This is a genomic window from Aminobacter sp. BE322 (genome assembly GCF_050433525.1).
Taxonomy (GTDB): domain Bacteria; phylum Pseudomonadota; class Alphaproteobacteria; order Rhizobiales; family Rhizobiaceae; genus Aminobacter.
The window spans coordinates 132,498-155,771 of sequence record NZ_JBNPXB010000011.1; the positions used below are offsets into that span (position 1 = coordinate 132,498).

Annotated in this window: 18 protein-coding genes; 4 read left to right on the plus strand and 14 right to left on the minus strand. The window is 66.6% G+C overall.

Features of this window, described 5'->3' with window-relative positions:
- Positions 1–56 precede the first annotated feature (56 nt).
- From addA to J2X50_RS16670, 11 genes are all read right to left on the minus strand, one after another.
- A complete protein-coding gene (gene addA, locus J2X50_RS16620; RefSeq protein ID WP_429096649.1) occupies positions 57–3,587 on the minus strand; it encodes a double-strand break repair helicase AddA in 3,531 nt (1,176 codons plus the stop codon).
- Positions 3,584–6,709 (minus strand): double-strand break repair protein AddB, encoded by a 3,126-nt coding sequence (addB, locus tag J2X50_RS16625; protein WP_429096651.1) that lies wholly within the window; start codon positions 6,707–6,709, stop codon positions 3,584–3,586. The genes addA and addB overlap by 4 nt, the downstream gene beginning before the upstream one ends.
- Positions 6,706–7,410, minus strand: coding sequence for a nucleotidyltransferase family protein (locus J2X50_RS16630; protein ID WP_429096683.1), 705 nt, complete (start codon positions 7,408–7,410; stop codon positions 6,706–6,708). The genes addB and J2X50_RS16630 overlap by 4 nt, the downstream gene beginning before the upstream one ends.
- 34 nt (positions 7,411–7,444) lie before the next feature.
- A complete protein-coding gene (tsaE, locus tag J2X50_RS16635; RefSeq protein WP_429096653.1) occupies positions 7,445–8,950 on the minus strand; it encodes a tRNA (adenosine(37)-N6)-threonylcarbamoyltransferase complex ATPase subunit type 1 TsaE in 1,506 nt (501 codons plus the stop codon).
- Between the two features lie 4 nt (positions 8,951–8,954).
- Positions 8,955–11,504 (minus strand): ATP-binding protein, encoded by a 2,550-nt coding sequence (locus tag J2X50_RS16640; protein WP_429096655.1) that lies wholly within the window; start codon positions 11,502–11,504, stop codon positions 8,955–8,957.
- Between the two features lie 197 nt (positions 11,505–11,701).
- Positions 11,702–13,102 (minus strand): adenosylhomocysteinase, encoded by a 1,401-nt coding sequence (gene ahcY, locus J2X50_RS16645; RefSeq protein WP_429096657.1) that lies wholly within the window; start codon positions 13,100–13,102, stop codon positions 11,702–11,704.
- Between the two features lie 152 nt (positions 13,103–13,254).
- Positions 13,255–13,557, minus strand: a complete 303-nt coding sequence (locus J2X50_RS16650; protein ID WP_429096659.1) for an HPr family phosphocarrier protein — start codon at positions 13,555–13,557, stop codon at positions 13,255–13,257.
- The gene (locus J2X50_RS16655) at positions 13,554–13,955 is read right to left on the minus strand and encodes a PTS sugar transporter subunit IIA (RefSeq protein WP_347965712.1); all 402 of its coding nucleotides are present in this window, start codon (positions 13,953–13,955) and stop codon (positions 13,554–13,556) included. Before J2X50_RS16655 ends, J2X50_RS16650 begins: the two co-directional genes overlap by 4 nt.
- 161 nt (positions 13,956–14,116) lie before the next feature.
- Positions 14,117–14,563 carry an HPr kinase/phosphorylase gene (locus J2X50_RS16660; protein WP_429096661.1) on the minus strand — a complete coding sequence of 149 codons (447 nt, stop codon included), beginning with the start codon at positions 14,561–14,563 and terminating at the stop codon, positions 14,117–14,119.
- A 2-nt stretch (positions 14,564–14,565) separates the two neighbouring features.
- Positions 14,566–16,350, minus strand: a complete 1,785-nt coding sequence (locus tag J2X50_RS16665; protein WP_429096662.1) for a stimulus-sensing domain-containing protein — start codon at positions 16,348–16,350, stop codon at positions 14,566–14,568.
- Between the two features lie 23 nt (positions 16,351–16,373).
- Entirely contained in the window at positions 16,374–17,075 is a 702-nt protein-coding gene (locus tag J2X50_RS16670; RefSeq protein ID WP_340038539.1) for a response regulator transcription factor, read from the minus strand.
- Positions 17,076–17,433: 358 nt separating this feature from the next.
- Between J2X50_RS16670 and J2X50_RS16675 the strand changes: the two genes are divergently transcribed.
- The 4 genes from J2X50_RS16675 to J2X50_RS16690 all read left to right on the plus strand — a co-directional run bounded on the left by J2X50_RS16675 (position 17,434) and on the right by J2X50_RS16690 (position 20,875).
- A complete protein-coding gene (locus tag J2X50_RS16675) occupies positions 17,434–19,044 on the plus strand; it encodes a phosphoenolpyruvate carboxykinase (protein ID WP_429096663.1) in 1,611 nt (536 codons plus the stop codon).
- Between the two features lie 85 nt (positions 19,045–19,129).
- Positions 19,130–19,567 carry an alternative ribosome rescue aminoacyl-tRNA hydrolase ArfB gene (gene arfB, locus J2X50_RS16680; RefSeq protein ID WP_429096665.1) on the plus strand — a complete coding sequence of 146 codons (438 nt, stop codon included), beginning with the start codon at positions 19,130–19,132 and terminating at the stop codon, positions 19,565–19,567.
- Between the two features lie 71 nt (positions 19,568–19,638).
- On the plus strand, positions 19,639–20,157 hold the full coding sequence (gene lysM / locus J2X50_RS16685; RefSeq protein ID WP_347965717.1) for a peptidoglycan-binding protein LysM: 519 nt from the start codon (positions 19,639–19,641) through the stop codon (positions 20,155–20,157).
- Positions 20,158–20,254: 97 nt separating this feature from the next.
- A complete protein-coding gene (locus tag J2X50_RS16690) occupies positions 20,255–20,875 on the plus strand; it encodes an alpha-ketoglutarate-dependent dioxygenase AlkB family protein (RefSeq protein WP_429096684.1) in 621 nt (206 codons plus the stop codon).
- Positions 20,876–20,890: 15 nt separating this feature from the next.
- Here J2X50_RS16690 and coaA read toward each other — a convergent pair whose 3' ends face one another.
- The 3 genes from coaA to hisF are packed head-to-tail and all read right to left on the minus strand — an operon-like array spanning position 20,891 to position 23,009.
- Positions 20,891–21,853: a type I pantothenate kinase gene (coaA, locus tag J2X50_RS16695; RefSeq protein WP_347965718.1), complete on the minus strand. Its 963-nt coding sequence runs from the start codon at positions 21,851–21,853 to the stop codon at positions 20,891–20,893.
- A 37-nt stretch (positions 21,854–21,890) separates the two neighbouring features.
- A complete protein-coding gene (locus tag J2X50_RS16700; protein WP_429096667.1) occupies positions 21,891–22,211 on the minus strand; it encodes a phosphoribosyl-ATP diphosphatase in 321 nt (106 codons plus the stop codon).
- Positions 22,212–22,226: 15 nt separating this feature from the next.
- Positions 22,227–23,009, minus strand: a complete 783-nt coding sequence (hisF, locus tag J2X50_RS16705) for an imidazole glycerol phosphate synthase subunit HisF (RefSeq protein ID WP_429096668.1) — start codon at positions 23,007–23,009, stop codon at positions 22,227–22,229.
- Positions 23,010–23,274 lie beyond the last annotated feature (265 nt).

A 23,274-nucleotide genomic window follows, 5' to 3' on the forward strand; every position in this document is an offset into this window, starting at 1 on the left:
TTAGCTGTCGCGCCATATGTGGTAGTGCGCGGACCCGTGGTCAAGCACCCCTTGTGTCACGCTTGGGTGAGTCGAACAAGGGCGGCGTCCATCGCCGCGGCGGGCAAGGGGATGAGACGAGGCGCCTCCGTGAAGAGCAGCGCGGCCGAGACGGTTCTGCCGGGATAGAGCGGCTGGAGCAGTGCCCGGTACAGCGCAAGCTGCACGACATAGGCCTCCGGCACCTTTTCGATCGACGCCGGCGGCACGTTGTTGGTCTTGTAGTCGATGATCAAAACCTCGCTGTCCGTGACCGCCAGCCGGTCGATCTTGCCCGACACCGAGCGCGGCTTGCCGCGCACGTCGAGGCTGCCCATGACCGAGACCTCGGCGCGGGAAGAGGGCGAGAAAAGCGGCGCGAAACGCTCGTTTTCGAGGATCGACAGCACCGAGGCGAGAGCCGAGGCGCGCTGGGCGTCGTCCCAGTCGCGGCCGGCGCGGGCGAGATAACGCTCGGCGGCCATGAGGCGCTGATCGGGATCGAGGCGCGGCAGCATCTGCAGCAGGCGATGCAGCGCCGAGCCGCGGGCAATGGCGAAAGCGGGCTCGGCTTCCGAGTCGAGCACCGGCGAGCGGCCGGAAATGACGGCCTCCTGCGTCTCCTCGATCAGCGCCGAGGCGCCTGACGGCGACAGCGGCCGCGGCAGATCCTCGAAGGGCGGGGGACGCTCGAACAAGCTTTCGGGCAGCCGGGCGGGCGCGGCGACCTCCGCGGCCTCGGGCTCGGGCGCGACCTCGGCTGCGCCCGACAGGGGCGTCACGCGGAAGCGGTGCACCTGGAGGTCGGCAACGACGGGATGGTCGCGCAGTTCGCTCTCGGGCGCCGACGACAGCGCGCGGCTGACGATCGAATGCCAGGTGTTGCCGCCGGGAGCGCGCTTGCCGTGATAGCCGCAGACGATGAGGCGATCCTCGGCGCGGGTCATGCCGACATAGAGCAGGCGGCGGTATTCGTCGTCGGCCAGTTCGCGGGCGGTCAGCGCCGCTCCCCTGGAGAAGGCGTTGGCGACCTCGGCGCCGGCGCGCCAGAGGTAACCCTTGCCGTGCCAGTGTCTTCCGCGCGGCAGGAAGGGCATCAGCCGCGGCAGATGCTGGTCGCTGAACGGCGCCGAGCCGCTGTCGACCAGGAACACGACCGTCGCCTCGAGGCCCTTGGCGGCGTGCGCTGTCATGATGCGGACCTCGTCGCGGGTCTGGTCCATCTCGCGCTTGATCTCGGGACCGGCGTTCTCCAGTGTCGACAGGAAGGCTTCGAGCCCGGGCAGGCCGGTGCGCTCCTCTGCAAGGCAAAAATTCAGGAACTCGTCGAGAATGTCGCCGGCTTCCTGGCCGAGGCGGGAGATCATCTTCTTGCGCACGCCGTCGCGGCCGCGGCCGCCGGAGAGGACGCCGGAATAGAACTCGAAGACCGGCCGGAAGGCGGCCTCCGTGCCCCAGGCGTCGAGCTGTTCGGCGACAGCTTTCAGGGCGGCATCCGTCTCGGCGGCGTCGCGCAGCGAGGCGATGAGCGAGCGGCTGCGCGAACGGCCGGAGGCGAGCGCAAACAGTGCCTCCTCGGAGAAGCCGAAGACCGGGCTACGCAGCACGGCCGCTAGCGACAGGTCGTCCTCGGGCTGGATCAGGAAACGGCCGAGCGCGATCAGGTCCTTGACGGCGATGTGGCCAGGCAGGCTCAGCCTGTCGGCGCCGGCAACGGGGATGTCGCGGCGCTTCAGTGCGCGGGACAGCGCGTGGACGAAGCGGTCGCGCTTGCGCACCAACACCATGACGTCGCCGGCGCGCAGGCGTTTGCCCGTACCTTCGATGATCTCGCCGTCGTCGAGCCATTTGCGAATTGTCGCCGCCACCTGCTCGGCCACGACGACGGCAGGAGCATGGGCATGATCGATGGGCTTGCGCCAGTCGTCGGGCTCGTCAACCACATCGGCACCCACAGATGGCCAGACCTCGACATAACCAGGCGCGCCGGCACGAATGGCCTTGTGGCTCGGCGGCTCGGGCGCGCGGGTGACGCCACGGCGCACGGTCGGGTCCTCGAACACGCGGTCGACGGCCGACAGCACGTCGTCGGTCGAGCGGAACGACCAGGTCAGCGTGACGTCCTCGAAGCGCGCCTCGGCAGAGCGGATGCGCGTGGCGAATTCGTGCTTGGAATCGTCGAAGGATTCGGGCGCCGCACCCTGGAACGAATAGATCGACTGCTTCTCGTCGCCGACGGCGAAGACTGTTCGGTGGACGTGGTCGCGCGCGCCGGAGCCGGCGAAGAACTCCTCTGCCAACCGCTTCACCACCTCCCACTGGTCGGGGCTGGTGTCCTGCGCTTCGTCGAGCAGGATGTGGTCGATGCCCTTGTCGAGCTTGTATTGCACCCACGGCCCGGCATCGGGGCGGGCGAGCAGGTTGACCGTGCGCGTGATCAGATCGTTGAAGTCGAGGAAACCACGGCCGGTCTTAAGCCGCTCGTAGCGGGCGATCAGCCAGTCGGCGATGGTGAGGGCTGCCCGCGTCGCTTCCAGCATGCGGAAGTGGGCGAGGCGGTCGGAGACGCGCATGATCGCCTCTGATGTCGACTGGTAGCGCTCGGGCAGGTCGGGCAGGCGGTCGAGCAGCGCCTTCTTGAAAGCGCTCTGCGTGTAGGGATCGCCGTCAGCCTTGAGGAAGGCATCTGCGAGAAGGCCGAGACGCTTGATCGGGTCGGTCTCGGCGTAGGCGAGCCGAGCGGAGGGCAGGATGTTGTTGAGCACGCTGCGTGCATCGGTGGCGTCGGCCGCGGCAGCGAAGGCGTCGAAGAAATCAGGCTCGAAACCCGGCAGCGGCCAGATGGAGCCGGCGATGCCTTCGGCGTTGTCGTCCCGGTCGAAGCCGAACTCCTCGTAGAGCGCGCCGAACGGCCAGGCAAAATCCATGACCTGGCCGATGAAAGCACGCAGGCCGTCGCGCTTGGCGACGATCTCGCCTAGCAGGGCATCGAGGCCGGCCTCGCCGCCACGCTCCAGCACCATGGCGAAGGCTTCGGCCAATTCGGGATTGGCAGCACCTCCCGTCACCATCTCGCGCCGGGCGGTGGCGAACAGCGTCGCCTCCATCTGCGGGTCGAGCATCTCGAAATGGGCGGCGATGTTGGCCTCGAGCGGGAACTGGTGCAGTACCGACTCGCAGAAGGCGTGGATGGTCTGGATCTTGAGGCCGCCGGGCGTTTCCAGCGCCTCGGCGAAGAGACGGCGGGCACGGCGTAGCATCGCCCGGTCGGGTTGCGCACCGTCGAGGGCGGCGATGCGCTTGGCCAGCTCCGCGTCGGGCAGCATGGTCCATTCCGACAAATTGGCGAACACGCGGTTCGACATGTTGGCGGCGGCGGCGCGGGTGTAGGTGAGGCAGAGGATCTTCGACGGGTCGGTGCCGCGCAGCAGAAGCCGCATCACGCGCTGCGACAGCACGTGGGTCTTGCCCGAGCCGGCATTGGCCGACACCCAGACGGAGTTGCCGGGATCGGAGGCGCGCGCCTGGCGGTCTGCGGTTTCCTGGGGGACGAAGAACTTTTTCTTCATTCCTCACCCTCCGAACCGCCATCGCCGCCGGCCGACCATTCGAGCACGCGGGCGAGATGGTCATAGTCGCCGTCGGTCTCGCCTTCGCGGAAGGGCAGGGCGCGTGAAAGATAGCCGGTCGTCGGGTCGTCGTAGTGGACGAGCAGTTGCTCCAGCCGCGTCCAGGCTTCTTCCGACAGCTCCGCCGCCGACTTGGGCTTGCGGTTGTGCTCGAGGATCGATTCCTCGAACACCTCGCCATTGGGCTTGAGGCGGACGAAGGCGAGCTGCGACGGCTCGCGCTGGCCGAGCTCACGGAACGCGCCGCGGCGGAGCAGCGCGCCTTCGAGCGCCAGCTGCGGCGCGATCAGCGTGTGGGCCTGCGCCTTGGACGGCGACGAACCCGTCTTGTAGTCGATGATATCAGCCATGCCGCCGCCGAGCAGGTCGATGCGGTCGGCGCGGCCCGACAGCGTGATGCCGGTGCGGCCGACCTCGGTGGCGCTGGCACTTTCCTCGGCATGGCGGCTGGCGACGGCCGCAGCGCGGCTGCGCTCCCATTCGAGGATGCCGTCGGCCATGCGCTCGAAGCGCGGCCACCAGACGGCCTCGACATCGGCCGGCAGGGCGGCCTCGGCGAAGCAATGCCTGCCGGCGGCGATGAGCACGTCACGCGCCTGCGGCGTCCTCGGATCGCCAACGGTTGCCGAGAACAGGTGCAGGATGTCGTGGAACAGCGTGCCGCGCTCGGCGGCACCGGGGTCGCGCACCAGCGGGTCGACCGGCATCAGCCCGAGGATGCGACGGGCATAGACGGCATAGGGGTCGCGGCGCAGCGTCTCGATCTCGGTGACCGAGAAGCGGCGCGGACGCACTTCGACAGGCGGCCTGGGCTCCGGCCGCGCGGCAAAGTCGGTCTTGACGCCGGCGTCGAGCTGGCGGGCCCAGCCGAGCAGCCTGAGACCGCGCTTGCGCAGCACGGCGGAGTGGTCGGGACCGACATAGGTGAGCAGGCGCTGCAGCCAGCGCGACGGCACGGCGGGCGCATCGCCGGAGCGGGCCGAGCGCGACAAGACGACGTTTTTCGCGCCCATCGCCATCTGGAAGTCATGGGCGGCGAGGCCGATGCGACGCTCCGGCGGTTCGAGGTCTATGCCCGATTTCATGACGCGCGACATGAAGCGGTCGGCCTCGGCCTTGCGCGGCCAGCTGCCTTCGTTGAGCGCGCCGATGACCAGTGTGTCGACGGTCAGCAGGCGCGCTTCGAGTGCGCCCCAAATGGAGATGGCGCGGTCGGCGCCCTGTGACGGCTTCACCGCCTCGGGAGCGACCAGCGCGTCGAGCACGTCGGGCCATTCGGCGGCAGCGAAGCCGAACGTTGCCTGGGCCGAGACCAGCCCGCGCAACGACTCGGCCAGCTTGGCGCCGGCGTCGCCGTCATAAAGCGTCGCCAGCCCGCCTGTTTCGTCGCGCCCGAGGTTTTCGAGCGCCTCGACGGTGGCGCGGACGATAGCCGCGAGGTCGACCTCCTCGTCGCCGCGAAATGCGGTAAGCGGCGCGACGGCATCGACCAGCCTGGCAACCACGTTGCGCGCCTCGTCGATGCGGCGAACGGTGACGCGATCGAACCAGAACGGTTTTCGCGTGGCGTCGCCGAGGCCGGTGAGGCGGGTGTCGAAATCCTCGGCGAGCCGGGCGACATCGGGACGGCCGACGCCACCGCGCAGCACGACAAGCTCGATGGTCTCGGCGGCACGCCTGACGACAGGGCGCTCCAGCCCGAGGCGAAGCAGCGGATGCTTGAGCAGCGACAGCACCGCGACGGGATCGCCGGGGCGGATCGCCGCCTCGACCATGGTGCGCAGAAGGGCGGCGGGCGGCGTGTTGGCCAGCGGCACGCCGCCGGAATCGTCGGCCTGGATGCCGAAGCGGCGGAGCTCGGAAGCGACGCGGCGGGCGAGGTTGCGGTCCGAGGTGACGAGGGCGGCGCGATGGCCATCCTGGGCGACCGCCTCGCGCAGCGCAATCGCAATCGCCGCCGCCTCGTCGCGCTCGTGGGCGGCTTCGAGCAGCGTCACGCCGGCCAGCGCCTCGGCGATTTCGGCGTCGCTGACGCTACCGCGCTTTTCGGCCCAGGCATCTGTAGTCTCGGCCGGGCGCAACGCCTCGCCGACGATGGCGGCGCGGCGCACCAGCGCCGGCGACGCCGTGCCCAATTCCTCGACGTCGCCGCGCAGGATGCCAATCTTGCCGATCAGCTTGGCGAGGCCGTATTGCGGATGGCCGAGGACCGAGGCGCGCAGGTCTGCCGCGGTGATGGCCTCGAAGGCGGCTTCGTCGAGAGTGGCGTCGAGCCCGGGAAGCACGACGGCGCCGCGCGGCAGGCGGGCGATGGCCGCGAGCAGCTCGGCAGTGGCTGGAATGGAGCCGGTGGAGCCGGCGGCTATCACGGGACCTGAGGGAGGGCTGCGCCTGAGGCGCTCGGCCTCGAGCCGGATCAGGGCGCTGCGGTGCGCTGCCGGGTTGGACTGGTCGCGCTCGGCCAGCAGGTCGGGCCAGACGGAGGTGACGATGGACAGGAAGTCGAGCGTGACCTGCCACCAGCTGGACAGCTCGCCCGAGACGAGGCCGCCGAGCTTGGCCCAGTCGGAGCCTTCGGTTTCGATCTCGTCCATCAGCCCGGCAAGGTCGCGCGCCAGCCAGATGGCGTCGGCGGCGGAAGCTGGCACCACGACCTCCTCCTCGAACAGGGCGGCGACATGGGCCGGCAGCCGGCGCTTCCAGGCGCGCACCAGCGGCGCCAGCATCAGCAGGCGGTCGGTGGACGAAATCGGCGGCGCGAGGTCGAGGGCACCGGCACCTTCGGTCTCGAAGGCAGCTTCGTCCTCGTCGAATTCGCCGAGCGGCTTGATCACCGGCAGGATGGCCGAGCGGCCGCCGGCGGCATCGACGAAGACGCCGCGCAGGGCGCGCGCGGCGCGGCGCGTCGGCACGTAGATGGTGACGTCGGCCAAGGCCAGCGGGTCGCCGTCGAAGCGGAAATCGGGGATCAGGCGGCCGTCGAGCAGCGACGCTGCCAGCGTCGGCAGGAAGGGAGTGCCGGGCGGGATGGAAAAGACGCGTGGCGATGCGCGGCCGCTCATTGCGCCCCTGCCAGGGCCCTCGTCACCGCGGCCTCGGCCGACGCGATGGCATCGGGCGTGCCGACGGTGATCCAGCTGCCCTGCATCTGCAGGCCATGCAGGCGGCCGGCGGCGATCGCCTCGTCGAAATAGCGGTTGAGCGAAGCCGGCTCGACAGTCGCACCAGCGAAGATGCAGGGATGAACGATGGCGGCGCCGGCGTAGATCAGGCCTTCGGGCGCGCCCCTGGCGCGGCTCAGCCGGCCGTCCGGTGCCATCAGGAAATCGGTGCTGCCGGAGTGGCCGGTCGCCTGGTCGAGGTCAGCGAGCATGATGAGAATATCCATGCGCGCGTCGTCCCAGGCAAGGGCGAGGCGGGTGAGATTGGGCTCGCCCGCATCGATCCAGAACGTGTCGGCATTGACGATGTAGAACGGCTCGGCGCCGAGCTCGGGCAGCGCCTTGACGATGCCGCCGGCGGAATCGAGCAGGCCGTCGCGCTCGTCGGAAATGACGATGCGCGGCGCCGTGCGGGAGGCGACATGCTCGACGAGCTGGTCGGGCAGGTAGTGGACGTTGACGACGGCCTTTTCGACGCCAGCTTCGGTCAGGCTGTCGAGGCCCCAGTCGAGCAGGGTCTTGCCGGAGATGCGCACCAGCGGCTTCGGGATCGTGTCGGTGATCGGCCGCATGCGCTTGCCGAGGCCGGCCGCAAGCACCATGGCGACCGACGGGTTCGTCGAAGGCCCACTCACGTCAGAACTCCTCGAGCAGGCGATTGTCGCGATAGAAGTCGCGCAGGTCGGCCAGGGCAGGATGCGCCAGCGCGCGATGCAGATAATCGCGGATGCGCGGCAGGTGTTTCAGATATTGCGGCTTGCCGTCGCGACGGTCGAGCCGGACGAAGATGCCGAGGATCTTGGAGTTCCGCTGCGCCGCCATGATGGCGTAGGCCTCGCGGAAGGCGGCCTCATCGAAGCCGCCTACGGCATTGCGAGAGGCGACATAGGCGTCGACCGTGGCGTGCTCGATCTCGGGCGAAACCGTCACCCGCGCATCCATGGCGAGCGAGGCGACGTCGTAGGCGACGGGGCCGATCAGCGCGTCCTGGAAGTCGACGATGCCGAGCCGGTCGAAACCCGTCCTGTCGCCGCGCCAGATGATGTTGGGCGAATGATAATCGCGCAGCACCAGGCCGTATTGCTTGTCGGCGAGGCGGTCGAAGACGGCGTTCCAGGCGGCGCGGTAGCCGGCGCGCAGCTCGGCGGAGGCAGGGGCGCCGGTGACGGCGGGCACGTACCAGTCGACCAGGAGATCGACCTCGATCATCAGCGCGTCGCGGTCGAAGGGCGGGACGTGGTGGACGACGCCCGGAGCGGCCTCGAGCCGGTCGTCCCAATGTTTCGAGTGAACCATCGCCAGAAGCTCAGCCGCAGCGGCGTAGCGCTTGGCAATCGGCCTGCCCTCGGGGTCGAGGAAGGCGCCAGAGCCGAGATGTTCGAGCAGCAGGAAACCCTGGTCGAGGTCCTGGGCGACGATGCCGGGCACGGTGACGCCGCCTGCGGCGAGCGCGCGGTCGATGGCCGCGAAGGCAGCCACCGTCTGGGCCGTATGCGCGATCTCGGCATAGGGCTTGCCGTCGCGCACGGGCGGGCCGAGTACAAGACGCGGCGAATTCATCAGCACCAGCGGCGCATGGCCGTCGCGCGTCACCGTCTCGTAGGCACGGGCGGAAGCATCGCCGACGAAGCGGGCGCGGTGCGCCTCGCCCCAGCCGGAGGCGACCAGGAAATCGCGTATGGCGAGCGAGCGGGCGACACGGTCGAAGGCCGGGCCGTCGCCCGAGATCACGACGCGGCGGCCGTCGCCCTCATGCTCGATGGCGAGGCGCAGGCTGGTGGCGGGCATGGCTTCGGCGGCGCGCTCCGGCCATTCGACCAGCGCCACGCCGGATGCTGCCGCCTCGTCGAAGCCGAGCTCTTCCAGCTCCTCCGACGACGACAGGCGGTAGAGATCGAAATGGTGGACCGGTACCGGCGTGTCGTAGCTCTGGACCAGCGTGAAGGTCGGGCTCGGCACCTCGTGGGCGGGATCAACCGCCAGCGCGCGGATAAGGCCGCGGGCGAGCGTCGACTTGCCGGCACCGAGGTCGCCATCGAGGAGGAACACGTCGCCCGGCCGGACGGCCATGGCGAGATCCTCGCCCAGCTGCGTCGTCGCAGCCTCATCGGGCAGGAAGCGCACCAGCGATCTGGCCGCCAAGGGGCTACTCCGCCGCCACCCGGACGCCTGCCGGCGTATCGGGGAAGAGGCAGACCACGGTCGTGCCGCGGTCGGTGCCACTGTCGATGCGGACGGTGCCGCCATGCAGCTCGACGAAGCTCTTGACGATGGAGAGGCCAAGGCCGGCGCCACGGCGGCGGCCGCCATTGACGCGGGATTCGAAGCGCTGGAACACCGTGTCCAGCACCTCCGGCGGCATGCCGGGACCGTCATCATGGACGGAGAACTCGACGCCGTCGGGACGCTGGCGGCAGGCAAGCGCAATGGTGCTCGCCGACGGTGCGTAGTTCACGGCGTTGCTGAGCAGGTTGTAGAGGATCTGGCGGACACGGGTCTCGTCGCCGCTGAAGCTCTTGGGCGCGGCCGCGAGATCGACCGAGAGCTGGATCGAATGCTCCTGCAGGCGGTCGGCGACCAGCTCGGCCGCTGCCTCGATGGCGCGATCGACGCGGACCTCCGAGATCTCGAGCTGCATGATGCCGGCGTCGACGGTGGCGAGGTCGAGGATGTCGTTGACGATGGTGAGCAGCACGCCGGAGGACGAGCCGATGTGCTCGACATACTCGCGCTGGCGCTGCGACAGCGGGCCGGTGCCGGGCAGGGACAGAAGCTCGGTGAAGCCGATGATATTGGTCAGCGGCGAGCGCAGCTCGTAGGAGACGTGCTGGACGAACTCGTTCTTGATCTGGTCGGCGCGCTGCAGCGCCTCGTTCTTGTCCTTGAGCGCGCGCTCCATGTTGACGCTGTCGGTGACGTCGACGAAGGTCAGCATCACTTGCCCGTTTGGCAGATGCACGACGGCGTGCTGCAGCACGGTGCCGTTGAGCAGTTCGGTCTGCCCACGCCTGTCGCTGCGCTCGTCGAAGCCGGTGACCGCGGCGACGAAATCGCCCCACGGGCTTTGCTCGGCGCGCATGTCGCATTCGGCGCGGATGGCCGAGATGTGAGTATTGGTCCGCAGGATATCGTCGGAGACGCCCCAGAGCTGGCCGAAGGCCGGGTTGAACAGGCGGATACGGCCATCGGGGCCGAAGACGACGACGCCCTCGGCGAGGTTGTCGAGGGTTTCGCCCTGCACGCGGACGGCCGTGGTGTAGCGGCTCTCGAGATCGATCTTCTCGGTCAGGTTCTCGAACACCCAGGTGACGCCGCCCTTGGGCTGCGGGTTGGCGACGACGCGGATGGTGCGGCCATCGGGCAGGTGCCAGAGATGTTCCTGCGGATCGACGGCGCGGTAGGCGCCGAGCAGGTTCTCCTTCCAGCGCCGCCATTCCTGCTGTTCCGGCAGCTTGCGCTCGCTGCGCAGGCGGTCGAGCAGCAGTGCATTGTCGGGCGCGCTGGTGAGATAGCCGGCGTCGAGATCCCAGAGCTTCTGGAAGGCCTGGTTGTAGAAGCGCAGCTTCTGGCCCGCGTCGAAGGTGGCAACCGCCGTCGCCACTTGGTCGAGCGTGTCGGAATGGCTGCGCACGACCTGGCCGTATTCCTCGCGGATGGCTTCGGCCGCGCTCGTGTCCACCGCGAGGCCGGCCGAGCCGCCCCTGCCGACCACGTCGGTGACGGAGAACATCCTGCGGTCGCCGTCGATGACGGTCGACAGGTTTTGCTGGAAGACGGGCCGCGAAATCTGCTGCTGGCCGATGGCCTCGCGCGACTGGGTTCCCAGGAATTCCTTGCCGTCGCGGACGACGGCGGACGAATCGGATGCCTCGACCGCCCGGGCGAAGGCCTTGTTGACCCACTTCAAGCGGCCGTCGGCGTCGCGCATCCAGAACGGCATGTCGACGGCGTCCATCAGGCCGACGAGCGTTTCGTATTCCGCGCCGATGCGCTGGTTCTCGAGCTTCAGCCGGGCCTGGAGGCGCTGGGCCTCGGAAATGGAAATGAAGCGGACGATGACATGGGCGCCGCTCTTGCGGCCCTGCACCTCGAGCGCGGCACCTGCATGGGTCTCGACCACCAACTCGAAGGCCGTCCCCTTGTCGCGCAACGTGGCCACCGCGTTTTCGAGCGCCGCCGCGGAGCGCGGCATCACCCAGCGACCGAACGCCAGGAAAGCCGCACGCTCTTCGGGCGCACCGGTCTCGACCGGCAGCGAGCCGATCAGCTCGGGCTTCTTGTTTTCGCTCGCCCAGACGACAATGCGCTGGTCGCGCAGGTTAAGCAGTGCATCCGAGCGCTGCAGCGAGGCATTGAGGTCGGCAACGCGGCTGCGCAACTCGCTGTTCTGGGACGACAGGCGGCCCTTTTCGCGGATCAGCGCAATGGCGGTGATGAGCGCGGCGCCCATGACGCCGACGAACATGGCGAGCTGGATGACCTCGGCCGTTCCGACGGGGAGACCGGCGACCGAAGCCTGCTGGGCATGAGCGACATCGAACGGGGTCCAGAGCGCGGTGGTGCCAAGCACGAAGAAAGCCGCGCGACGCCCCAGCCGACGCACGGTCTGCCACTGAGCGCCCAAAAGGGGCTTCTGCGAATCTTCATGGCCGCCGGAGACGGCCCTTCCCGCTGGAAGCGGGTATTCCCCCGGCATGTCCTGTTATCCTCTGTGCCGCCCGTTTGCACGACCGCCCCGAAGCGCCCGGCTGTGCCGCCAGCACCGGACGCGTGACGAATCACGTCACAATACCGCTTAGGCGAATCGCCGTGAAGGAGCCGGCGCGGCAAAAGAAATGCCGGGCGAAAAGTCAATCGCCCGGCATCAATATCTTGTAGGTATTGGCGCTATGGTTAATAGCGATAGTGTTCCGGCTTGAACGGCCCCTTCGGCGTGACACCGATATAGGACGCCTGCTCGTCGGACAGGGTGGTCAGCTTGGCACCGAGCTTGTCGAGGTGCAGCCGCGCCACCTTCTCGTCGAGATGCTTGGGCAGCACATAAACCTCGTTCTTGTACTGGCTACCCTTGGCGAAGAGTTCGATCTGGGCCAGCACCTGGTTGGTGAAGGACGCCGACATGACGAAGCTCGGATGGCCAGTGGCGTTGCCGAGATTGAGCAGGCGGCCTTCCGACAGCAGGATCATGCGCTTGCCGTCCGGGAACGAGATCATGTCGACCTGCGGCTTGACGTTGGTCCACTTCAGATTGCGCAGGCCTGCGACCTGGATCTCGTTGTCGAAGTGGCCGATGTTGCCGACGATGACCATGTCTTTCATCGCCCTCATGTGGTCGAGGGTGACGACGTCCTTGTTGCCGGTGGTGGTGATGACGATGTCAGCCGTCGGCGCAGCGTCCTCGAGCGTGACGACCTCGAAACCGTCCATCGCCGCCTGTAGCGCGCAGATCGGGTCGACCTCGGTGACCTTGACGCGGGCGCCAGCGCCCTTGAGCGAGGCGGCCGAGCCCTTGCCGACGTCGCCGTAGCCGCAGACGACGGCGACCTTGCCCGCCATCATCACGTCGGTGCCGCGACGGATGCCGTCGACCAGCGATTCCTTGCAGCCGTACTTGTTGTCGAACTTCGACTTGGTGACCGAGTCGTTGACGTTGATCGCCGGGAAGGGCAGCAGGCCCTTCTTCTGCAGCTGGTAGAGGCGGTTGACGCCGGTGGTGGTTTCTTCGGTGACGCCGCGGATCGCTTCGCGCTGCCTGGTGAAGAAGCCGGGCGTCGCGGCCATGCGCTTCTTGATCTGGGCGAACAGGATCTCTTCTTCCTCGCTGCCCGGCCTGGACAGGACGTCCTCGCCTGCCTCGGCGCGGGCGCCAATCAGGATGTACATGGTGGCATCGCCACCGTCGTCGAGGATCATGTTCGAGGTGCCGCCGTCGGCCCACTGGAAGATCTTGTCGGTGTATTCCCAATACTCTTCCAGCGTCTCGCCCTTGACGGCGAAGACCGGGATGCCGGCCTCGGCGATGGCGGCCGCGGCATGATCCTGGGTCGAGAAGATGTTGCACGAGGCCCAGCGGACGTCAGCGCCGAGCGCCTTCAGCGTCTCGATCAGAACGGCCGTCTGGATGGTCATGTGCAGCGAGCCGGAAATGCGCGCGCCCTTGAGCGGCTTGGCTTCGCCGAACTCGGCGCGGCAGGCCATCAGGCCCGGCATTTCGGTTTCGGCGATCTCGATTTCCTTGCGTCCCCAGCCGGCGAGCGAAATGTCGGCGACCAGATAATCCTTGCTACCCGTCATGGTTTGCTCCGATTCCTGTTGCTGCGCGCCGGCGCGGGAGGCCTAGTCGTGGGCGCGCGGAAAGAAGCGCCTGACTATCAGATCAGGCCGCAACCGACAATGGGACATAAAGAAATCTTTATTCGTGCATGTCGCCTGGCCGATGCCGGCGATCAGCATTCCTCGCCGAAACGTGCAGCGACGAGGGTTGCAAGCGCCTCGACCGCCTCGGAGGCCTCCGGTCCGCTGGCGCTGACGCGGATCGTGCAGCCGGGGCTCGCGGCCAGCATCATCAGGCCCATGATCGAGGTGCCGCCGACCGAGATCCCGTCCTTCTCGACGGTCACCGAGGCCTGATACTCGCCGGCGATCTGGACGAACTTGGCGGAAGCCCGGGCGTGCAGGCCACGCTGGTTCACGATGGCGAGGTCGCGCACGACGTGACCCTGTTCGGCGGGATAGGGCATGCCGCTCATTTTCCGCTCAGCACCTGGCTTGCAACGTTGATGTATTTGCGACCGGCGGCCTGCGCCTCGTCGAGGGCGGCGGCCATGTTGTCCGCCTTGCGCACGCTCGACAGCTTGATCAGCATCGGCAGGTTCATGCCCGCGATGACCTCGACCCGGCCGGCTTCCATGACGGAAATGGCGAGGTTCGACGGGGTACCGCCGAACATATCGGTGAGCACGACCACTCCGGTGCCGGTATCGGCGCGGGAAACGGCAGTGATGATATCGCTGCGGCGCTGCGCCATGTCGTCATCGGCGCCGATCGATACGGTCTCGAAATTGTCCTGCGGTCCGACGACGTGTTCCACCGCATGGCGGAACTCCTCGGCCAGTTGACCGTGCGTCACTAGCACGAGTCCGATCATTCTGATTTGGCTCCCGTCATGGCCCCTTCACAGCCGCGCAGTATGCTCGCCGCCTTCGGATGGCGGGAGCGCTATCTTGTCGACGGCGAAGGCGTTTACAAGCCCTTATTTACGGCACAGCACGCCATTTTGACGCAATGCAGCAAAAAATTTGGGCAGCTTCAAGCGCGGAGCCCGATGCCCGTGCGCACCAGCACGGCAGGCACAGAGACGAGGATTTCGCGCTCTGCGAGAACCAGTCTCGCCACGCTGCAACCAACAAGGGTCTCCATTGTCTCGTCGGGAAGCCGCTGCACCTCGGCGGGCGGCACCAGCCTGACGATCAGATCCACCACCGTGACCGGCTCGTGGTCGTGAGCGACGGGCCCGATCCCGCGGATCTCGGCCAGACCGGCAATCGTGGCCGGAGCGCGGCAGAGCAGGCGTCCGCCATGACCGGACAGGAAGACCTGATCGTCGGAAACCAGGCGCGCAAAGAGGCCTTGGGCACGAACCCGATCGACGAGCGCCAGGGCCAGCGTAGATTTGCCGGAGCCGGACGGCCCGGCTACGAGCACCCCGCGATCACCGAGGACCACCGCCGTCGCGTGCATGTTGAACGTTGGCACGATCAGCCTTCGGCCGGAAGCGCGACGATGAAGCGGGCGCCCCTGATTTCACCCGGCTTGGTGCCGCTGATGTTTTCCGCGCTGAGCGTGCCGCCATGTGCTTCGACGATCTGTCGGCTGATCGAAAGGCCCAGTCCGGAGTTCTGGCCGAAGGCCTCGCTGGACGGCCGATCAGTGTAGAAGCGCTCGAAGATGCGGTCGATGTTCTCGGCGCGGATGCCGGGACCGTTGTCCTCGACGGTGATGATGTTGAACTTGCCGACACGGGCCAGGCTGATGTCGATCTGGCCGCGCTCCTCCGGCACGAAGGAACGGGCATTCTCGATCAGATTGGTGATGACCTGACCGATGCGCAGGTCATGGCCCACCGCGTTGTAGCCCTTGACGTTGGCCGGAAGCTTTGCAGTCTTGAACTCGATCTCGACAGGTTTCTTGTGGCGACCGGTCTCGCGCGAAACCGAAACAAGGTCGCCGATGAATTTCTTGAGGTCGACCTTGGTCGCGTCCTCGCGCGCCAACTCGGCGTCGAGGCGCGACGCATCGGAGATGTCGGTGATCAGCCGGTCCAGGCGCTTGACGTCGTGCTGGATGATTTCCATCAGCCTTTCGCGCGAACTCTCGCTCTTGGCCAGCGGCAGGGTCTCGACCGCGCTGCGCAGCGAGGTGAGCGGGTTCTTGAGCTCGTGGCTGACGTCGGCGGCAAAGCTCTCGATCGCCTCGATGCGGGCATAAAGCGCATTGGTCATGTCGCGAACGGCGATCGACAGATTGCCGATCTCGTCCTGCCGGTCGGAGAAGTCGGGAATCTCCTCGCGATTCTTGCCGCCGCGGCGCACGCGATTGGCAGCTGCGGAAAGCCGGCGCAGCGGATTGGCGATCGTCGAGGCCAGCAGCAGCGACAGCAGCGCGGTCACCAGAGCCGCAACACCGAAGACGCGCAGGATCGCCTTGCGCTCGGCCGCGACGATCTTGTCGATGTCGCCGCCCTCGGTCGAAAGCATCAGCACGCCGAGCACCGCACGGAAGCGCTGGACGGGAACGGCGACGGAGACGATCTGCTCGCCCTTCTCGCTGATACGCACGATCGTCGCCGGACTGCCGGTAAGCGCCTGCATCACTTCCGGGAATGCGGAACCGTTGCCGCCCGGCTGCTCCTTGTAGACGGGCAGCGTGCTGTCGCGGAAGAAATCGAAGACGAACTTCTGCGCCCGCTCGAGCAGCGTCGCCTCCTCCTCCTCGACCGGCGGCAGGTCGTAGCGCAGGATCTGGCCGCGCGAATAGAGATGGCGCGAGTCGAGCAGGAGGTTGGCGTCGCGGTCGAAGATGCGCGCCCGCGTCCGCGTCGGCGAAATGAGACGGCGCAATACGGGCGCCACGCGCTCCGGATTGATCGGGAAATCCAGGCTCTCAAGCTGATCCGAACCGGGCGCGAGCGTCTCGCCGGCCTGCAGCTCGAGCAGTTTCTCCGGGTCGATGCTGATCGAGTCCGTCTCGACCGTCGCGGAGGCGGCGATGGCGCCGGCGATGATCTCGCCCTGCGTCATCAGGCTTTCGACGCGCGCATCGATGAGCCCGTCGCGGAAGGTGTTGAGGTAGAGGATGCCGGCAACCAGCACGCCCAGCCCGGCGAGATTGAGAAAGAGGATTCGCCGCGTCAGGCTGGAGAAGAAGTGGTGGCCCAGGAAACGGCTGAGGCGCAGACGCGCCCGGTCGATCACCGCCGACAGGCGCCCGCGTGGTCGCTTGGCGGTGGCCGCCGGCTTCCTGATCTCCGCCTCAATCGCCATGTGATCTAAGCCCCCGCAGGGAATCACGCCTCGCGGAATCTGTAGCCGACGCCGTAGAGGGTCTCGATCATCTCGAAGTCGTCGTCGACGGCCTTGAACTTCTTGCGCAGGCGCTTGATGTGGCTGTCGATGGTGCGGTCGTCGACATAAACCTGTTCATCATAGGCCGAATCCATCAGGGCGTCGCGGCTTTTGACCACGCCGGGACGCTGCGCCAGCGAGTGCAGGATGAGGAATTCGGTGACCGTGAGCACGACCGGTTCGCCCTTCCAGGTGCAGGTGTGACGCTCCTGGTCCATCACCAGTTGGCCGCGTTCGAGCGAGCGCGACGCCTGCGTCGGAGCCTTGGCGGCGGCTTCGCGGGCGCTGGCACGGCGCAGCACGGCACGTACCCGCTCGACCAGCAGGCGCTGCGAGAACGGCTTGCGGATGAAATCGTCGGCGCCCATCTTGAGACCGAAGAGTTCATCGATCTCGTCGTCCTTGGAGGTGAGGAATATCACCGGAAGATCGGTCTTCTGGCGCAGCCGCCGCAAGAGCTCCATGCCGTCCATGCGCGGCATCTTGATGTCGAGGATGGCAAGGTTCGGCGGGCGGGCGGTCAAGCCTTCCAGCGCCGAGGCGCCATCCGTGTAGGTCTCGACACGGTATCCTTCGGACTCGAGCGCAATCGAAACCGATGTCAGAATGTTGCGGTCGTCGTCGACAAGCGCGATCGTTGCCATCTCCGGCGGCTCCCTCATATGGGTGTCCCTTCCTGCGTCAAGCAGGGCTTTTGCAGGACAAATTAGGTACAAAATGTGGCATAGCCCCCGCCGAAGGAGAGCGCAACCGCCACGCCCGATGCTTGCCTTATATGGGGCAGCCCCGCCAAAACTCGAACAAAAAACTGCCCACCTCCTGTGCGTCGCCGCCCAGTTCATGATCATTTAAACGATTTAGATATTTTTCAAAATTTTTAAATCGATTAATGATTTGATATCGTTTGTCTTTTCTGTTTCTGGCTGCCACCAGTCCCCTCGGGACAGCGGCGTCCGGCCCGTCGACCGGACATTGGCGTCAAAGCAAACGAGGCTGCACCACATGTCGGAAACCGGTAAGCGCAATCCCGCCTGCGGGATCGAGACGGCAGGGCTCAAGACATCGGGAAAGGTCCGTTACAACTTCGGCGCTGCATTTCTCACCGAAGAGGCCATCCGCCGCGGCGAAGCGCGGCTGACCGCCCACGGCGCGCTGGTTGCCGAGACCGGCCAGCACACCGGCCGCTCGCCCAAGGACAAGTTCGTCGTGCGCGACGAGAACACCGAGCCGCATGTCTGGTGGGACAACAACAAGCCGATCAGCCGCGCCCAGTTCGACGCGCTGCATGCCGATTTCCTGGCGCATGCGGCCGACAAGGACCTCTACGTGCAGGACCTGATCGGCGGCGCCGACCGCTCGCTCTGCCTGCCGACGCGTGTCGTCACCGAATTCGCCTGGCACTCGATGTTCATCCGCAACCTGCTGATCCGTCCGGAGGAAGCGGAACTTGCGAGTTTCGTGCCTGAGATGACGATCATCGACCTGCCGTCGTTCCGCGCCGATCCGGCCCGTCACGGCACGCGCACCGAAACCGTCATCGCCGTCGACCTCACCCGCATGATCGTGCTGATCGGCGGTACGGCCTATGCCGGCGAGATGAAGAAGTCGGTGTTCACCGCGCTCAACTACCTGCTGCCGGCCAAGGGCGTGATGCCGATGCACTGCTCGGCCAACGAAGGCCCCGACGGCGACGCCGCCGTGTTCTTCGGGCTTTCCGGCACCGGCAAGACGACGCTTTCGGCCGATCCCAAGCGCACGCTGATCGGCGACGACGAGCACGGCTGGGGCCCGGACGGCATCTTCAACTTCGAGGGCGGCTGCTACGCCAAGACCATCCGCCTGTCGGCCGAGGCCGAGCCGGAGATCTTCGCCACCACCCAGCGCTTCGGCACCGTGCTCGAGAACGTCGTGCTCGACGAGAACCGTGTGCCCGACTTCGACGACGGCTCCCGCACCGAGAACACCCGCTGCGCCTACCCGCTCGACTTCATCCCGAACGCCAGCGCCACCGGCCGCGCCAGCCACCCGAAGAACATCATCATGCTGACGGCCGATGCCTTCGGCGTGATGCCGCCCATCGCCAAGCTGACCCCGGCGCAGGCGATGTACCACTTCCTGTCGGGTTACACGGCCAAGGTCGCCGGCACCGAGCGTGGCGTGACCGAGCCGGAAGCGACCTTCTCGACCTGCTTCGGCGCGCCCTTCATGCCGCGCCACCCCAGCGAGTACGGCAACCTTTTGCGTCAGTTGATCGCCGAGCATGGCGTCGACTGCTGGCTGGTCAACACCGGCTGGACCGGCGGCGCCTATGGCACAGGCTCGCGCATGCCGATCAAAGCGACGCGCGCGCTCTTGTCGGCGGCGCTCGACGGCTCGCTGAATTCGGTCGAGTTCCGCACCGATCCGAACTTCGGCTTCGCCGTGCCGGTCTCGTTGCCCGGCGTCGACGGCAAGATCCTCGACCCGCGCTCGACCTGGGCCGACGGCGCCGCCTATGACCGCCAGGCCAAGAAGCTGGTGTCGATGTTCATCGACAACTTCGGCAAGTTCGAAAGCCATGTCGACGCCGCCGTGCTGGGCGCTGCCCCGCAGGTGCGCGAAGCGGCCGAGTAAAACCGGCGACGTCCCGGAGAATTCGAAAGGCCCGGCCACGCGCCGGGCCTTTTCTTTTCTGCGCCGGCGCGGCATGACTTCGCACATGAACGCCGACGACAAGATCATCATCGCCGACGACGTGGTCATCCATCCCGATGACATCGAGGAGAACTTCATCCGTTCCTCGGGGCCGGGCGGGCAGAACGTCAACAAGGTGGCCACCGCCGTGCAGCTGCGCTTCGACGCCGCCAACGTGCCGGGGCTGCCCGAGCGCGTGCGGGCGCGCACCATCAAGCTCGCCGGGCAGAGGGCGACCAAGGACGGCGTCATCGTCATCGAGGCCGGGCGCTACCGGACGCAGGAGCAGAACCGCGCCGACGCACGCGCCCGGCTGGCAGCACTGGTGGCCAAGGCCGCCGAGCCGCCGCCGCCGCCGCGCAAGAAGACCAAACCGACAAAAGGCTCGGTCGAGCGGAGACTGAAAAGCAAGGCCGGGCGTTCGACGGTCAAGAAGCTGCGCGGGCGCGTCGACGGCGACTAGTTCAAAGCTGCTTCCAATTTGGTCTTGCAGATGCCAAGTTTCGGCGATTGCCACAGCAAGGGAGACCACGAATGGGCATGTTCGATTTCGTCAAGAATGTCGGCAAGAAGCTTGGTTTCGGCGGCGAAGACGAGGCGCCGACTGCGGAAACGCTGAAGAAGGAGCTCGATTCGCACAAGCTTGGCACCGACAACGTGCAGGTCGTGGTCAAGGGCGACACGGCCGTTCTGACTGGCGTGGTCAAGGACCAGTCGATCTTCGAAAAGGCCGTCATCGCAGTGGGCAACACGCTCGGCGTCTCCAAGGTGCAGGCGGACGAACTCAAGGTCGTGGCACCCGATTCCGGCCTGAAGCTCGACGGCAAGGTCGACATGACCGAGCTGGTGAAGGCTGCGACCCCGGCCAAGCAGCCGGTATTCTACACGGTCAAGAAGGGCGACAACCTGTCGAAGATCGCCGAGGCCCAGTACGGCAAGGGCAAGGCGTCGAAATACACCGTCATCTTCGAGGCCAACAAGCCGATGCTGACGCATCCCGACAAGATCTATCCCGGTCAGGTGCTGCGCATCCCCGACATCGCGACTGCCTGATCCGGAAACATCCATTCCAACGAACGGCGGCTTTCGGGTCGCCGTTTTTCGTTTCGGGTGGCATGCTTGGCGGCAGAATGGACGAGGCCTCATGACCATGCTCGTGCTCCCGAAAGGCGTTCGCCACATGCCCGGCTTCCTGTCCCGCGAGGTGCAGGAAGGCCTAGTCGAAAGCGTGCGCGAAGTGGCGAAGCAGGCGCCGCTCTATACGCCCGGGATGCCGCGCACGGGCAAGCCGATGAGCGTGCGCATGACCAATTGCGGCAGTCTCGGCTGGGTCACCGACAAGGATCGCGGCTATCGCTATCAGCCCTCGCATCCACTCACCGGCGAACCCTGGCCGCCCATTCCGGAAGCGCTGCTGGCGCTGTGGCGCGAGGTTTCCGGCTACCCTCATCCGCCGGAGGCCTGCCTTGTCAACTTCTACACGGCGGAGGCGAAGATGGGCCTGCACCAGGACCGCGACGAACAGGAGTTCGAAGCGCCCGTCGTCTCGGTATCGCTGGGCGACGCCTGCCTGTTTCGCGTCGGCGGCAGCCGCCGCGACGACCGCACGGTGTCGTTCCGGCTGGAAAGCGGCGACGTGGTGGTACTGGGCGGGGAAGGGCGGCTCGCCTTCCACGGCGTCGACCGCATCTATCCGATGACCTCGGCGCTGTTGAAGCAGGGCGGACGCATCAACCTGACGCTACGGCGGGTGACGAAGCCGGTGGCCTGACCGCCGAACGCAGCCTCAGAGCTTGCGGATCGCCACTTCCTCGACCAGGTGGCCGGCGCCCTTCTTGAGGATCAGGTCGGCGCGCGGGCGGGTGGGCAGGATGTTCTCGCGCAGGTTCTTCAGGTTGATGTTGGCCCATAGCCCCTCGGCGATGGCGCGGGCTGCATCCTCCGACAGCTGCGAATAGCGATGGAAGAAGGACTGCGGGTTGCGGAAGGCGGTCTCGCGCAGGCGCATGAAGCGCTCGATGTACCATTCGTGGATGATGCCTTCCTCGGCATCGATGTAGATCGAGAAGTCGAAGAAATCGGACACGAAGGGCACAAACTTGCCGTCCTTGGGCAGTTCGCGCGGCTGCAGCACGTTGATGCCCTCGAAGATCAGGATGTCCGGCCGGTCGACGGTGACGAACTCGCCGGGCATGACGTCATAGGTCAGGTGCGAATAGACGGGCGCACGCACATTGGGCTGGCCCGACTTGATGGCCGAGAGAAAGCGCAGCAGCGCGCCGACGTCGTAGCTGTCTGGAAAGCCCTTGCGCTCCATCAGATTGTCGCGCCTCAGCACCTCGTTGGGGTAGAGGAAGCCATCGGTGGTGACGAGATCGACCTTCGGGCTCGACGGCCAGCGGGTGAGCAACTCCTTCAGGATGCGCGCGGTGGTCGACTTGCCGACGGCGACCGACCCGGCCATGCCGATGATGAAGGGGGTCTTGGTGCCTTTCCTGTCGGAATTGAAGAAGCGCTGGCGCTGGCGGAACAGTTGCTGGCTGGTCTCGACATGGGCGGACAGCAGCCGCGACAGCGACAGATAGATGCGCCGGACTTCTTCGAGGTCGATCGGCTCGTACATGGAGCTCAGCCGCGCGACCTCGTCCCGGGTCAGGGTCATCGGCGTGTCGGCACCGAAACCCGCCCAATGCTCGGCGGAAAAGAACCAGTAGGGGGAATATTTTTCCGTCGGCGCGAGTTGATCCATCGCATGTTCCCTGCAGGGGGCCTGGGCCCGGGGCAAGCTACTTCGTCCGGGAGGCCTTCTCGGCTAGCCCCGACTGCGCGGTGCGGCGTTCGAGTTCAGCCATCACCTCGGACATCGGGACGCCGGCGACGGCCAGCACGACGAGCCAATGATAAAGGAGATCGGCGCTTTCCGAAACGAGGCCCTTGTCGTCGCCCCTGACGGCGGCGATCACGGTCTCGACCGCCTCTTCGCCGAGCTTTTTCGCCGCCCGTTCCATGCCGCTTTGGAAGAGCTTGGCCGTCCACGAACTGGCATCGCTCGAGCGGGCGCGCTCGGCGACGATCTTTTCCAGATCGGAAAGAGAGAAGCCGGTCATTTCAAATCTCCCGCGTCAGCCGATCGGATCGAGGCGCATCGGCAGGCCCGCCTTTGCCATGTGGGCCTTGGCCTCTGCAATGGAATAGGTGCCGAAGTGGAAGATCGAGGCGGCAAGCACGGCCGTGGCGTGGCCATCGCGGATGCCGGCGACCATGTGGTCGAGAGTGCCGACGCCGCCCGAGGCGATCACCGGGGCCCGCACCGCGTCCGCCACGGCGCGGGTGAGCGCTATGTCGTAGCCGATCTTGGTGCCGTCGCGGTCCATCGAGGTGAGCAGGATCTCGCCGGCACCGAGGTCGACGACCTTGCGGGCGAATTCGACGGCATCGATGCCGGTGCGCTCGCGGCCGCCATGGGTGAAGATCTCCCAGCGGTCGGCCTCGCCCACCTGCGACACCTTCTTGGCGTCGATGGCGACGACGATGCACTGGTTGCCGAACTTGTCGGCGGCCTCGGCGACGAAGGACGGGTTCTTCACCGCCGCCGTATTGATCGACACCTTGTCGGCGCCGGCGAGCAGCAGCCTGCGGATGTCGGCGACCTGGCGCACGCCGCCGCCGACGGTCAGCGGCATGAAGCACTGCTCGGCGGTGCGGGCGACGACGTCGAAGATGGTCTCCCGATTGTCTGACGAGGCAGTGATGTCGAGGAAGCAGAGCTCGTCGGCACCGGCCGCGTCATAGGCCTTGGCGGCCTCGACCGGATCGCCGGCGTCGATCAAATCGACGAAATTTACGCCCTTCACCACTCGACCATCTTTCACGTCGAGGCAGGGGATGACACGGGCTTTTAGCATCGACTTGCCTCTGTTAGCTTCAGTCAGCCGAGGGGGAGCGTTTGGAGTGACAGATAATCATGGCGGCTACATTTTCTATGCGGACGAAAGCGGCGACCATTCGCTTACATCGATAGATGCAACTTATCCAGCGTTCGCGCTGTCGATATGTGCTTTCCCGAAATCGTCTTAGAGGCTGTTTGGAAAATCGGATTTGAGGGATTCCCGCCGGGCGTGAAACGTGATTCAGGGCGCGGATGTGGACCGAATCGAGCCGTTGCCGGAT